The organism is Micromonospora wenchangensis (genome assembly GCF_002210435.1).
In the GTDB taxonomy this organism is placed as follows: Bacteria; Actinomycetota; Actinomycetes; order Mycobacteriales; family Micromonosporaceae; genus Micromonospora; species Micromonospora wenchangensis.
On sequence record NZ_MZMV01000007.1, the window covers coordinates 56,585 to 70,693 of the forward strand.

9 protein-coding genes are annotated in these 14,109 nt (G+C 71.3%); 7 read left to right on the forward strand and 2 right to left on the reverse strand.

Annotated features, from left to right (window positions below):
- The first annotated feature begins 181 nt into the window (after positions 1 to 181).
- From B5D80_RS05875 to B5D80_RS05895, 5 genes are all read left to right on the forward strand, one after another.
- Positions 182 to 775 (forward strand): hypothetical protein, encoded by a 594-nt coding sequence (locus tag B5D80_RS05875; protein WP_088642748.1) that lies wholly within the window; start codon positions 182 to 184, stop codon positions 773 to 775.
- Positions 776 to 787: 12 nt separating this feature from the next.
- Positions 788 to 1,930: a hypothetical protein gene (locus tag B5D80_RS35060; protein WP_088642749.1), complete on the forward strand. Its 1,143-nt coding sequence runs from the start codon at positions 788 to 790 to the stop codon at positions 1,928 to 1,930.
- 228 nt (positions 1,931 to 2,158) lie between these two features.
- The gene (locus B5D80_RS05885) at positions 2,159 to 3,817 is read left to right on the forward strand and encodes a sodium:solute symporter family protein (protein ID WP_088642750.1); all 1,659 of its coding nucleotides are present in this window, start codon (positions 2,159 to 2,161) and stop codon (positions 3,815 to 3,817) included.
- Between the two features lie 52 nt (positions 3,818 to 3,869).
- Positions 3,870 to 4,175, forward strand: coding sequence for a hypothetical protein (locus tag B5D80_RS05890; RefSeq protein WP_088642751.1), 306 nt, complete (start codon positions 3,870 to 3,872; stop codon positions 4,173 to 4,175).
- Positions 4,176 to 4,247: 72 nt separating this feature from the next.
- Positions 4,248 to 4,622, forward strand: a complete 375-nt coding sequence (locus B5D80_RS05895; protein ID WP_088642752.1) for a hypothetical protein — start codon at positions 4,248 to 4,250, stop codon at positions 4,620 to 4,622.
- A 120-nt stretch (positions 4,623 to 4,742) separates the two neighbouring features.
- Here the strand turns inward: B5D80_RS05895 and B5D80_RS05900 are convergent, their stop codons facing one another.
- The gene (locus B5D80_RS05900; protein WP_088642753.1) at positions 4,743 to 6,545 is read right to left on the reverse strand and encodes a glycoside hydrolase family 6 protein; all 1,803 of its coding nucleotides are present in this window, start codon (positions 6,543 to 6,545) and stop codon (positions 4,743 to 4,745) included.
- A 546-nt stretch (positions 6,546 to 7,091) separates the two neighbouring features.
- Between B5D80_RS05900 and B5D80_RS05905 the strand changes: the two genes are divergently transcribed.
- Complete coding sequence (locus B5D80_RS05905; RefSeq protein WP_088642846.1) at positions 7,092 to 8,081, forward strand: hypothetical protein; 990 nt, start codon at positions 7,092 to 7,094, stop codon at positions 8,079 to 8,081.
- Positions 8,068 to 8,805: a class F sortase gene (locus tag B5D80_RS05910; protein WP_088642754.1), complete on the forward strand. Its 738-nt coding sequence runs from the start codon at positions 8,068 to 8,070 to the stop codon at positions 8,803 to 8,805. Before B5D80_RS05905 ends, B5D80_RS05910 begins: the two co-directional genes overlap by 14 nt.
- Positions 8,806 to 8,871: 66 nt before the next feature.
- On the opposite strand, the gene B5D80_RS05915 is transcribed toward B5D80_RS05910, so the two are convergent.
- Positions 8,872 to 13,938, reverse strand: coding sequence for an NAD-glutamate dehydrogenase (locus B5D80_RS05915; protein WP_088642755.1), 5,067 nt, complete (start codon positions 13,936 to 13,938; stop codon positions 8,872 to 8,874).
- Positions 13,939 to 14,109 lie beyond the last annotated feature (171 nt).

Below are 14,109 nucleotides of genomic sequence, written 5' to 3' on the forward strand. Positions count from 1 at the left end.
CGACCCCGCGCCGGCCGGCGGGACCGATGGAAAAATGTGATCGGATTTCCACCCGATCGGCCCCCGGACGTACGTCGTGGCCACTTCGTCCCGGTCGGGATCGGCGTGGGCGGAGGAAATTCGCCGGATCGGGATTGGTGATCAGTGCGGGGAGGGAATACCGCAGGGCGAAGGAGGAGCCATGTCGCCCACGCAGATAGTCCTACTGGTTCTCGCCGTACTGGTGGTGGCGGCGCTGGTCGCCGTGGCCGTGGTGGCCAACCGCCGACGCGCCCTGCGGTCCCGGTTCGGCCCGGAGTACGACCGGGTGGTCGCGGAGCAGGACAGCCGTAGCGCCGCCGAGCGGGAACTGCGCGAGCGGGAGCGCCGCCACGCGGAGTTGACGCTCACCCCGCTCAGCCCGACCGACCGGGCCCGGTACGCCGCCGCCTGGGAGGAACTCCAGGTCCGCTTCGTCGACTCGCCGGCCGAGGCCGTCGGTGACGCCGACGAGCTGGTCAGCCGCCTGATCGCCGACCGGGGCTACCCGACCGGGGAGTTCGCCGAGCAGGCCGCGCACCTGTCGGTGGAACACGCCCGCACCCTGACCCACTACCGGGAGGCGCACGAGATCCGGCTGCGCAACGAGCGTGGCGAGGCCGGCACCGAGGATCTCCGGCAGGCCGTCGTCCACTACCGCGCCCTCGTCGCCGACCTGCTCGGCGAGGAGCCGGTCGGACACCGCCTCCCGGAGCAGCAGCACCCGGACAGCCCGCAGGACGCCACCACCCGCTGAGGAGACACCGCCATGCGCCAGGACGAGCAGCAGTCGACCACCGACCACCCCGAGGTCGTCCGGTCCACCCCGGTGGCGGTGCCGCCGCCGGATGCGGTGGACGCCGACCCCGTCGGCCGGCACGCCACGGCCCGCGACGACCGGGACCGCGACGGCGTCGACGACCGGGCCGCCATCGACCACGACGACGACGGCATCGACGGCGACGGCTTCGACGACCGGGACGGCTTCGACAACCACGACGGCTACTACGGCCCACGGAACGACGACGGCTTGCCCCTCGGCCGCCCGCGCTCCCGTGACGACGCCGACCGGGAGACGCCGGCCGGCACCGACCCGGACGGGGACCGGCGGCCGGAGTTCCACGAGCCCGCGCCGCTGCCCACCGCCTTCGGGGCGACCAGCGTGGGCGACGCGGTGGCCGCGTCGGCGCTGGCCGGCGGACGGCCGCAGGACGAGCGGGACGCCCGCGACGAGGATCTCGCCGCGCCCGGTGACGGGGCGCCGGGGCGGACCGGGCCGTTCGACGACGAGCGCGCCGACCCGACCGGGGCGGACCGGATCCACGACCGGGACCGCTGGTCGGCCGACCGCACCTCCGACGACCACCGCACCGGCACCGACGACATCGACGCCGGTGACGTCAACGCCGGTGACGTCGACGCCACCGATCCGGACCGGGACGCCGACCGGCCGGCCCCGGTGACCGACGCCGCCGGCTACGGCAGCGCCACCCCGGCGATGGTCGACCCGGACGCGACGGCCGACGGCGACGGGTCGACGGCGGCCGGCGTCGTCGCGGCCGGCACGGCCGGTGCGACCGGTGCCGCCGCTGCGGCGGCCGGTGCCGACGCCGAACGGTCGACGGGCGCGAACGTGCCAAGCGACGCGGCGACCCTGTTCGAGGCGGACGCCGCGCAGGGCTTCCGGGACCGGTGGCGCGACGTGCAGCTCCGGTTCGTCGACGACCCCCGGGGCGCGGCCGGCGAGGCGCAGTCGCTCGTCGAGGAGGCGATCGCGGCCCTGTCCGAGGCGCTCGCCGCGCAGAAGGAGAAGCTGGGCGGCTGGCAGGGCGCCGACGAGGCCGACACCGAGCAGCTCCGGGTGGCCGTCCGGCGGTACCGCGACTTCCTGGACCGCGTGCTGGGCCGCTGAACCGCCGCCGTACCGCCGCTGAAGTGCCGCGCGGACGGCCCGCCGGCACCGCACCGGGCCACCCACCGCCCGTGCTCCACCTCCGTCGACGCCCCGGCCGGGTCACTCCCGGCCGGGGCGTCGACCCTCTGCCCGCCGATTCGACCCGGACGTCAGGCATGAAAACCCGCAGGAGGGGTAATAGCGCGCCCGGCGAGCGTCGACGGCGCATCGGGAGGGTGGCGGACGATGGACGGTGCCGGGCTCAGACTGAACATGAACGTGCTGGATTACGGAATCCTCGCGCTCTACTTCGTCACCGTGCTCGGGGTCGGTTTCGCCGCCCGCCGGGCGATCCGCACCAGCGTCGACTTCTTCCTCTCCGGGCGTTCACTGCCCGCCTGGGTGACCGGTCTGGCCTTCGTCTCGGCCAACCTGGGTGCCCTGGAGATCATCGGGATGGCCGCCAACGGCGCGCAGTACGGCATCATGACCGTCCACTACTACTGGATCGGCGCCGTACCGGCGATGATCTTCCTGGGCATCGTGATGATGCCGTTCTACTACGGCTCCCGGGTGCGCAGCGTCCCGGAATACCTGCGGCTGCGGTTCAACCGGCCGACCCACCTGCTGAACGCGATCAGCTTCGCGGTCGCCCAGGTGCTGATCGCCGGGGTCAACCTGTACGCGCTGGCGCTGATCATGCAGGCGCTGCTCGGCTGGCCGCTCTGGCTGGCGATCATCGTCGGCGCGGTGATCGTGCTGGCGTACATCACCGTCGGCGGGCTCTCCGGCGCGATCTACAACGAGGTGCTCCAGTTCTTCGTCATCGTCGCCGGGCTGGTGCCGATCACCGTCATCGGCCTGGTGAAGGTGGGCGGCTGGTCCGGCCTGATGGACTCGGTGCGCGACTCGAAGCTGGGCGAGGCCGGGCTGCACGCCTGGGAGGGCACCGGCAGCACCGCGAACCCGCTCGGTGCGCACTGGCTGGGCATCGTGTTCGGGCTCGGTTTCGTGCTCTCCTTCGGCTACTGGACCACCAACTTCGCCGAGGTGCAGCGGGCGCTGTCGGCCAAGAACATGAGCGCCGCCCGGCGTACGCCGATCATCGCCGCGTACCCGAAGCTGGTCATCCCGGCGGTGACCGTGATCCCGGGCCTGATCGCGCTGGTCACCGTCAAGGGACTGGGGGCCGAGTCCGGCGACCTGGTCTACAACAACGCGATTCCGCTGCTCATGCGCGACCTGCTGCCCAACGGGGTGCTCGGGATCGCGGTCACCGGCCTGGTCGCCTCGTTCATGGCCGGCATGGCGGCCAACGTCAGCGGCTTCAACACCGTCTTCACCTACGACATCTGGCAGGCGTACGTCCGCAAGGAGCGGTCCGACGAGTACTACATCCGGATCGGGCGGATCGCCACCGTGGGCGGGGTGGTGGTGGGCATCGGCACCGCGTTCATCGCCGCCGGGTTCAGCAACATCATGAACTACATCCAGGCGCTGTTCTCCCTGTTCAACGCCCCGCTGTTCGCCACCTTCATCATCGGCATGTTCTGGAAGCGGATGAGCGCGCTGGCCGGTTTCTGGTCGCTGCTGGCGGGCACCCTGGCCGCGCTGGCGACCTACCTGCTCTACAAGGCAGGCGTGGTGCACTTCAACTCCGACCTGGAGGAGAGCTTCTGGGGCGCGGGCATCGCCTTCGTCACGGTCGCCGTGGTGGCGGCGGTGGTCACCCCGCTGACCCGCCCCAAGCGGGCCGAGGAGTTGCAGGGTCTGGTCTACGGGATGGGTGGGGTCGACCTGAAGGGCGACGTGCTCGCCGGGGACCAGGTCTGGTGGCGGTCGCCGGTGCTGCTCGGCGCGATCGCGCTGGTGCTGGCCGTGCTCTTCTACATCCCGGTCTTCTGAGGCTACATCCCGGTCTTCTGAGCCCGGTCCGTCACGAGAGGGAGGCGCAGGCGTGGACCAGCACAGCGAGCGGGCGAACGACCCGCAGGTCGCCGAGACCGAGGACGAACGCAAGCGGTCCGCCGCCGCCCGGCTGTTCGACATCCGCCGGGTCATCGGTGGCCTCTTCGTGGTGTACGGGGTGATCGTCGGTCTGGTCGGTCTCTTCGACTCGGCTGCCGAGATCGACAAGGCGCAGGGCGTCCGGATCAACCTCTGGGCCGGGCTGGCGATGCTGGCCTTCGGGCTGTTCATGCTGGCCTGGCAGTGGCTGCGCCCGGTGGTGCCGCCCAGCGCCGAGGAGGCCCGGGAGGTCTGATCCGCCCGGCATGGGGTCGCCCGGACGGGGTACCCGGGACGCGGGAAGCGTCTGGGACAGGAGGGCGGCACCATGACCGACCGTGACCCGAACCGACCGTTGGAGGAGCGCCCCGAGGTGGCCGCCGCGGTGGACGACGACTCCACCGTGCCGCGGTTCTCCCGGGGCGGCGCCGGTCCGGCCGATCCGGCGTTCGTCGCGCCGGGTGACCAGCCCGGGGGTGCGACCGAGGAGCTGATCGGTGACCCGTACGCCGCCGGCACCGGGGCCACCGGAACCGGCACCGGGGCCGGTGGGGACAACATCCGTACCGGGGCGGAGCAGCCCTGGGAACCGGAGGACCTGGTCATGGCGCGCGGGCAGGACCTGACCCGGGAGAACCTGGAGCGGGCCCGGCGTGACCTGGCCGAGATGGGTCGGGCCGCGGTGGAACGTACCGTCCCCTGAGGCCGGCGCGACAGCGGCCCGGCACACGGGTGGGCCCCCGGCCCGACCTCTCGGTCGGACCGGGGGCCCGGGTGCGCCCGCCGCGTCAGTGCCTCACTCCAGCCGCGGCGGGCTGGTTCGTCAGAGCGCCGGGTAGGCGTTCTTCATGAGCTCCTGGAACTGCGCGGAGAACCAGGCGCCGGAGATCGGAGCGTTGGGCAGCGCGCCGCTCATGCTGTTGCCGTTGCGGGCGTTACCGGTGTAGGTCGGGTCGCACATCCGGTCGAAGCCCTTGCCCTCGTTGTTCGGGATGAGGGAGCTGGAGCCGTCGGACTCACCCGGGGGCTTCACCCAGACGTAGGCGTCGATGCCCGGCTCGGGGTTGGCCTTCGGCCGCTCGCCGAGACCCGCACCGGCCTGGTTGCACCAGTTGCCGGCGTGGAACCGACGGTCGACACGGCCACCGTTGACGTAGGTGTCGACGCTGGTCGTCGCGCCCGGGCCGGTGGGCCGGGCGGTGCCGCCCCAGCCGTTACGGGAGGTGTCGATCAGCATGCCGATGTTGCTGTTGAAGCCGACCGAGATCAGCTTGGTGCGGAACGCCTGGGCGAACGACAGCTCGTCGACGTAGTAGTTCCAGTCGATCCACTTGGACTGGCGGACGGTCTGGCCGTTCACCGAGTCGGTGATCTTGATGTACGGCTCCTTCAGGGCGGAGTAGTTCGCCGTGTTGGTGATGAAGCCGTGCACGTAGTTCACGTTGCTGCCGGAGGCGACCGCGGCGGTCTTCAGGATGTCGGCGGTCGGGCCGAAGTTGGTGTCCCAACCCAGCCAGCCGTGGTGACCGGCGTCGATGTAGTTGTAAACGTTGCCGATCGGGCCCAGCTTCGCCAGGGCGTAGCCGACGCCGTTGACGTACGCGCCGTTGGCCTTGACCACGTCACACTGCACCGTGCCACCGGCGTTGCCGGAGGTGTTGGTGACCAGGTTCGGCAGCGAGTCGATCTCGATGATGTTGATGATCCGCAGGCTGGCGTACTTGGCCTGGCTCTGGATCGCGGCGATCGGGTCGATGTACTCCGCCTTGTAGCGCGGCAGTTCGTCGGCGGCCAGCTCACCGTTGGAGGCGAGCGCCGAGCAGTCCCGGCCGGGCAGGTTGTAGATCACGAACTGGATGTAGCCGGCACCCTGGGCGAGGGCGGCGTCCAGGTGGTCCTTGACGCCCATCGCGCCGTTGGAGCTGCTGTCCGGGGTGCCGTTGATCGCGGCGATCCGGTCCAGCCACACGGCGGTCGGGTTGTTGGAGACCCGGCTGCCACCGGCCTCGGCGTCCGCCTTGGCCTTCCACTCCGGGTTCACGTAGCCCTTGACCCCGGCGTAGGGGTTGTCCACCTTCTGCCCCGGCGGGGGCGTGGTGGGCGGAGGCGTCGTGGGCGGCGGGGTGGTGGGCGGAGGCGTGGTCGGCGGGGGCGTGGTGGGCGGCGGGGTGGTGGTCGGCGGCGGGGTGGTGGGCGTGACGCCACCGCAGACGACTCCGTTCAGGGTGAACGAGGTCGGCTTGGGGTTGCTGCCGCTCCACGAGCCGTTGAAGCCGAGGGTGGTGCTGCCGCCGCGACCCAGCGAGCCGTTGTAGGACTCGTTGGTGGCGGTCACGTTCTGGCCGCTCTGCGACCACTTGGCCGACCAGCCCTGGGTCACCCGCTGGCTGCTGTTGGGGAAGGTGAAGCCGAGGGTCCAGTTGCTGATCGGGTCACCCACGTTGCGGATGGTGACGTTCGCGGTGAAGCCACCGGACCAGTCGTTGGTGGTGTAGTCGATGCTGCACTGGGTGGCGGCCTGCGCCGCGGTGACCGGGAGGGTCACCAGCCCGCCCGCGACCAGCACGCTCGCCCCGGTGAGGGCGAACGCCCGGCGTCGGGCGGACAGACTTCTCCACAGATTCATGCCTTTTGCACTCCTTGGGCGAGACCGGCACCACGAGGGGACCGGCAAGTGGCGCGTGAGCGTCCTGGGGTACGGACGACCCCGGCGCCAACGGGACATCTCGGGGGGTGCCCGACCCGGAGGACGGGCGTGGTGGTGGTGAGCTTCACCGGCCCGCACGGACCGGTCGGCGGCGACGTCGTCCGGTGCACCGGTTGCCCTCGACCTCTGCCGTGCGCGGTGTGGCTCCCCGAACCGCGTGCAGCGATTCTTGCATGGGAGCGCTTCCATGGCAATGGCTCGATACTTCGCGGCAACCTGGCCGCAATGCCCGGACCGGCATCCGGGCCGCTACGAGCCTATCTCCGCCCAGCTCGGCCGGGAGCGCGCCGACCGCGCAGCCGGGCGGTAACGCCGACACAAGCGGCTCATGGTGCTTAAGGGTCGCATCATCGGTAAAGCCGAAAACACGAATCTTTCCCCGAATAAGTCATGAAACCGTCTAACGTCGGTCATAGCTCGACTGTCGTCGGGCTCAGGACAACAGGGGATGGAGTGACGCAGGTCATGGCTAACAAGATGCTCGGGAAGGTTGTCGCGGGTGCCGCTCTCGGTGGCGCGTCCCTTCTGGTGTTCACGCCGGGGATCGCGTTCGCGGACGGTCACCACGACGGCGAGAGCCGGGACGGCAAGGTCATCGCCAAGCCGCACGTCGTCAAGCCCGGCGACGAGGTGAAGCTCATCGAGATCTGCCCGGAGGCGCAGGAACACGCCTTCGTCTGGTCCAAGGTCACCGGCAAGGTCAAACTCAAGCCCGCCGAGGGCCGCGGCGAGGAACACGGCGGCTGGAAGGACGACGAGGGCAAGGGCGAGGACCACGGCAAGGGCGAGGAGGGCAAGGGCGAGGACCACGGCAAGGGTCCCGACGGCCAGGCCCCCGACGACCACGGCCCCAAGCCGCAGCCCCCGGCCGAGGGTGGACAGCCCCCGGCGGACGGCGGTCAGCCCCCGGCGGGCGGCCAGGGCGGTGGCTTCATGGCCGCCGACCAGGGCCCGGACCACGGCGGCAAGCCCGAAGAAGGCAAGGGCGACGAGCACGGCAAGCCCGAAGAAGGCAAGGGCGAGGAACACGGCAAGCCGGGGGCCGGCGAGGAGTCCGGCGAGCACGGCAAGCCCGGCTGGGACGAGGAGTCCGACGAGGGCGACTGGCAGGGCCACGAGGGCTACGGCCAGGACGACGAGTACGGCTACGGCAAGGACGAGGAGTCCGGCTACGGCAAGGACGAGGGCGGCTGGGGGCACAAGAAGGACTTCGTCTACTACGGCGAGGCCGAGGTCTCCGAGGACGCCCGCCCGGGCCGGTACGAGCTGAACGGCTCGTGCGGCGAGGGCGAACTGGTCGTCCTGCCGAAGGGCCACGTCGACGGCGGTGACGGTGGGATGACCACCACCGGCGCCGACCGGGGCATGGTCGCCGGCGGGGCCGGCATGATCGGCGCGGCCGCCCTCGGCGGCATCGTGCTGATGCGCCGGCGTCGGGCCGATGAGCTCGGCTGACCCGACGGCGACACGGGCCGGCGGCCGTCACGGGAGACCGTGGCGCGCCGCCGGCGCGGCCGTCGTCGTCCTCCTCGCCATGGCCGGCTCCGGCATGATCGGCGCGTCGATCCGGACCACGCCCCCGCCCCGTCCGCCGCAGCCGGCGGCCCAGGCCGCGCCGCAGACCGCCCCGCCGGACGCCCCGGCCGGGGACACCGGGCCGGTCGACGACCCGGACGCGCAGGTCCCCGCCGACGCGAGCGTGCCGCCGGGCCCCGCACCGCTGCCCCGCTCCGCCCCCACCGCGATCGTGATCCCCAGGATCGGGGTCAACGCGGCGATCATGCCGCTGGGCACCAACCCGGACGGCACGGTCCAGGTGCCCCCGCTGGACCAGGCCCAGCAGGCCGGCTGGTACGAACCGGGGGCCAGCCCCGGCGAGACCGGCAACGCGGTGATCGTCGGGCACGTCGACTCGGCGCAGCTCGGGCCGGCGGTCTTCTTCCAGCTCGGCTCGCTCCTGCCGGGCGACACCGTCGCGGTGGCGCGGGCCGACGGCAGCACCGCCACGTTCACCGTCGACGAGGTGCGGTCCTACCCGAAGACGCAGTTCCCCACCGACCTGGTGTACGGCCCGAACGACCGTCCCGGGCTGCGGGTGGTGACCTGCGGCGGCCAGTTCGACCAGGCCGCCGGCAGCTACCAGGACAACGTGATCGTCTTCGCCACGCTGACGTCCTGAGCCGGCCCGCACACCGCACGACCGCGCCCGTGGCGGAAGTCCGTCACGGGCGCGGTCGGCGTACGGTCAGGCGGCGGCGGACGTCCGCACCAGGGTGCGGATCTGCCGCAGGAGCACCGAGAGCGAGGCGAGGTCCGCCCGCGACTCGTCGAACTCCCCCATCGCCCGGTGCGCCCGGTGGATCGAGGTGGCGTTCGACTGCTCCCACTGGAGCACCCGCTCCTGCGGCGGCAGGTCACCGGAGGTGGAGTCGAGCACCTCGCCGGTCAGCGCGGCCAGTGCGGCGTACAGGTCGTAGCGCAGCGCCATCCGGGCCAACGTCTGCCAGCGGTCCTCGCGCGGCAGCAGGGAGATCTTCGACAGCAGCGAGTCCACCCGGAACCGGTCGGAGAGCACGAAGTAGACCGAGGCCACCTCGCCGACGTCCCGCCCGCTGGTCCGCGCCGTCTCCACCACGTCCAGCAGACCGAAGCTGTACATCAGCCGGGTCGCCCGCCCGGCCAGCTCGGCCGGCAGCCCCCGGGCGGTCATCGCGTCGATGTGCGCCTGCAACGACTCCCGCTCGCTGCCGTGGAACCGGTCCTGGAGGTCCGGCAGGAGCCGGGCCACGCCGTCGCGGAGCCGCTCGATCTCGGCGGGCACGTCGATCGGCGACCGCCTGTTGCTCACCAGCCACCGGACGGCCCGGTCGAGCAGCCGCCGGGTGTCCAGGTAGACGCTGGTCTGCAACTCCGGCGGGACCTGGTTGTCCAGCGCCTCGACCGCGTCCCACAGCTCGCGCAGCCCGAACACCTCCCGGACCACCACGTACGCCCGGATCACGTCGGCCGCCGACGCGGCCGTCTCCTCGACGACCCGGAAGACGAACGAGATGCCGCCCCGGTTGATCGCCTCGTTGACCAGGACCGTGGTGACGATGTCCCGACGCAGCCGGTGCTGGGCCATCCGGTCGGCAAACCGCTCGCGCATCGGCGTCGGGAAGTAGTTGACCAGGACGTCGGTCGTCCACTCCTCGTCCGCGAGCCCCTCGGCCAGGATCTCCCGCTCCAGCACGATCTTGACGTACGCGAGCAGCACCGCGAACTCCGGCGCGGTGAGCCCGGACTCGGTGCGTACCGCCAGCTCCTCGTCCGGGGGCAGCGCCTCCAGCGCCCGGTCGAGCTGGCCGGCCCGCTCCAGTTCGCTGATCATCCGGCGGTGCACCGGCAGCAGCGAGGCGGCCTGGGCCTGCGAGTTGTTGATCGCCCGCGCCTGGTCGTAGTTGTCCCGCAGCACCAGCTCGGCGACCTCGTCGGTCATCTGGGCGAGCAGTTCGTCGCGGGCGGGAACGTCCAGCGCGCCGTCGGCGACCGCCGTGTTGAGCAGGATCTTGATGTTCACCTCGTGGTCGGAGCAGTCCACCCCGGCCGCGTTGTCGATGAAGTCGGTGTAGATCCGGCCGCCCGTCTGCGCGTACTCGATCCGGCCGAGCTGGGTGCAGCCCAGGTTGCCGCCCTCGCCGACGACCCGGCAGCGCAGGTTTTTGCCGTCCACCCGGATCGCGTCGTTGGACTTGTCGCCCACCTCGGCGTTGGTCTGGCTGGACGCCTTCACGTAGGTGCCGATGCCGCCGTTCCAGAACAGGTCCACCGGCGCGGTGAGGATCGCCTTCATCAGCTCGGCCGGGCTGAGCTGGGTGACGTCGTCGGCCAGGCCGATGGCGGCGCGCACCTGCGGGGTGATCGGGATCGACTTGGCCCCGCGCGGGAAGATCCCGCCGCCTTCGGAGATCAGCTTCGGGTCGTAGTCCTCCCACGACGAACGGGCCAGCTCGAACAGCCGCTGACGTTCCCGGAACGAGGTGGCGGCGTCCGGGTCCGGGTCGAGGAAGATGTGCCGGTGGTCGAACGCGGCCACCAGCCGGATGTGCTCGGAGAGCAGCATCCCGTTGCCGAACACGTCGCCGGACATGTCGCCGACGCCGACCACGGTGAAGTCCTGGGTCTGGGTGTCGTGGCCCAGCTCGCGGAAGTGCCGCTTGACCGACTCCCAGGCGCCCCGGGCGGTGATGCCCATCTTCTTGTGGTCGTAGCCGGCGGAACCGCCGGAGGCGAACGCGTCGCCCAGCCAGAAGCCGTGCGCCGCCGAGATCTGGTTGGCGATGTCGGAGAACGTGGCGGTGCCCTTGTCCGCCGCCACCACCAGGTACGGGTCGTCGGGGTCGTGCCGCACCACGTCCACCGGTGGCACGATGTCACCGGAGACGATGTTGTCGGTGACGTCGAGCATCGCGCCGACGAACTCCTGGTAGCAGGCGACGGCCTCGTCCCGGTCCCCCGGCTTCTGCTTGAGCACGAAGCCGCCCTTGGCGCCGACCGGCACGATCACCGCGTTCTTCACCATCTGCGCCTTGACCAGGCCGAGCACCTCGGTCCGGAAGTCCTCCCGCCGGTCGGACCAGCGCAGCCCGCCCCGGGCCACCGGCCCGTAGCGCAGGTGCACGCCCTCGAACCGGGGCGAGTACACGAAGATCTCGAACTTGGGCCGGGGTGCCGGCAGGTCCGGGATGGCCTGCGGGTCCAGCTTGAACGCCACGTACGACTTGGGCCGCCCGTCGGCGCGCTTCTGGTAGAAACTGGTCCGCAGGGTGGCCTGGATCAGCGTCAGGTAGGCGCGCAGGATGCGGTCCTGGTCGAGGCTGGCCACGTCGTCCAGGGCGACGCCGATCGCGTCGACCAGTTCGCCGCTGCGTTCCCGGCGCTGCTCCGCCTCGCGCCCGTCCGGCGCGAACCGCACCTCGAACAGTTCCACCAGCAGCGCCGCGATCTGCGGGTACGCGATGAAGGTCTGCTCCATGTACTCCTGGGAGAAGACCGCCCCGGTCTGCCGCAGGTACTTCGCGTACGCCCGCAGCACCACCACCTGCCGCCAGGTGAGGCCGCCGCGCAGGACCAGCTCGTTGAAGCCGTCCACCTCGGCCTCGCCCCGCCAGGCGGCGGCGAAGGCGTTCTCCACGTGCGGGCGCACCTCGGCCAACTCCTGGTGCCCCTCGGGCAGCCGCAGCCCGAAGTCGTACAGGAAGACCCGGCCGTCGATCCGGTCCACCTCGTACGGGTGCTCGTCGACCACCCGGACGCCCAGCGAGTGCAGCACCGGCAGCACGGCGGAGAGCATCATCGGCTCGCCGTACCGGTAGACCTTGAACCGGACGTCCATCGCCTCGTCGGCCCGCTGCCCGGCCCGGGGGGCCCACTGCTTGCGGAACAGGTGCATCTCCAGCTGGCCGGGTTCCTCCAGCAGCTCCAGCTTGGCCAGGTCCTTCATCGCCTCGTACGGCGTGTGGGTGTCCTTGTAGCCCTCCGGGAACGCGTCGGCGTACCTGGTGAACAGGCGCTTGGACTGCTCGTCGCCGAGCTTGCGTTCCAGCACCAGCCGGTAGTCGTCGTCCCAGAGCCGGGTGGCGTCGGCCAACTCCTCGGCGAGCAGGTCGGCGTCGATGTCACCGGGCGGGTTGTTCGGGTCGGTCCGGACGATGAAGTGCACCCGGGCCAGCATCGACTCGGTGACCCGGGTGGTGTAGTCCACCCCGACCCCGTTCAGCTCCCGCAGCAGGATGTCCTGCATGCGCAGCCGGTTCTGGGTGGTGAACCGGTCCCGGGGCAGGTAGATCAGGCAGGAGATGAACCGTCCGTACGCGTCGCGGCGCAGGAACACCCGCAACTGCCGGCGGCCGGCCATCCGCAGCACGCCGACCACCGCGTGGTACAGGTCGTCGGTCTTGATCTGGAACAGCTCGTCGCGCGGGTAGGTCTCCAGGATCTGGAGCAGGTCCTTGCCGGAGTGGCTGCGCTGGCTCAGCCCGGAGCGGTCCAGCACCTCGGCCACCTTGCGGCGGACCACCGGCAACTCCCGCACGCTGGTCCGGTACGCCGCGGTGGAGAACAGGCCGAGGAACCGCCGTTCGCCGACCACCGCACCGGCCGAGTCGAAGATCTTGAAACCGATGTAGTCCAGGTAGGCCGAGCGGTGCACGGTGGCCCGCGAGTTCGCCTTGGTGATGATCAGCAGCCGCTTCTCCATCACCTTCTCGTGCGCCTCGGGCGTCATCGACGAAAGCGCCCGCGCTTCCGGCGAGTCCGAACGCAGGATGCCCAGCCCGGTGCCGAGCACCGCCTCCAACGCCGGGCCGCCCTGGCCACCGGAGTCGACCAGCCGGTACTCCCGGTAGCCGAGGAAGGTGAAGTGGTCGTGGGCCAGCCACCGCAGCAGCTCCACCGAGTCGGTGATGTCCTTCTCCGGCACCGGCGGGCGGTCGTCCGCCGTCCGGGCCGAGGCCAACTCGTCGGCGAGCGCCAGGGCCCGCTGGCGCATCTTCGGCCAGTCCTCGACGGCTTCCCGCACGTCGGTGAGCACCCGCTGCAACTCGCGGCGCAACTGGTCCCGCTGGTCGGCGTCGCGGACCGGATCGATCTCGATCCGCATCCAGCTCTCCACCAGGTCACCGGCGATCGCATCGTCCGGCTCCACGTCGGCGGAGACCTCGGTCAGCCGGCCCAGCGGCTCCCGCCGGACCACCACCAACGGGTGCACCAGCAGGTGTACGTCGAGGTGGTGGGCGTTGAGCAGGGCGGTCACCGAGTCGACCAGGAACGGCATGTCGTCGGTGACGATCTCGACGACGGTGTGGTGCTGGTCGGCGTCGGGGGGCAGGATGCGCAGCTTCAGCTCGCCCGGCACCCGCTGCTGGGCGAGGTCCCGGTGTGCCCGCGCGGCGTCGAGCATCTCCTCGGCGGTGAACCCGATCAGCTCCTCGTCCGGCGCGAACCGCCAGAACCGGCCCACCAGGGTCGCCGCGTCGTGGTCGTCCCCGGCCAGCGCCACCGCCTGCGCCACCAGGCGTTCCGCGTTGGGCACCGGCTCGTCGAGTTCGGCGTCCTCCACGTCCTCGCCGAGCGCTTCCACCGGAAGGCCCAGGTCGTAGAGGGTGTCGATGCTCGAACCGGTCATCCCGGTCACGCCGGTGTCGAGTCGGCCGTAGCCGTCCCCGTCGATCGGCGGGCTGTCCCCGTCGGTCGCCGAATCGAAGCTGTCGTCCCGGCCGGTGTCGCTCTGCCGGAGGTCGGGTACCGGTTTGATCGCCGGACGCCGGTCCATCGGTGCCACTCCCCTCGACGACCCACCGCGTTGTGGGTCACTCTGCCGCCCCACCATAGGCCCTGCCGCTTCGTGCCTCGGTCGGTGGACCACCGGTGGGACGTCCGGTTCGGGACTCTGGCCTGGCATCCGTGGCAGATGCACGATCGGCCGGGTGCCGAGTACCCCGCC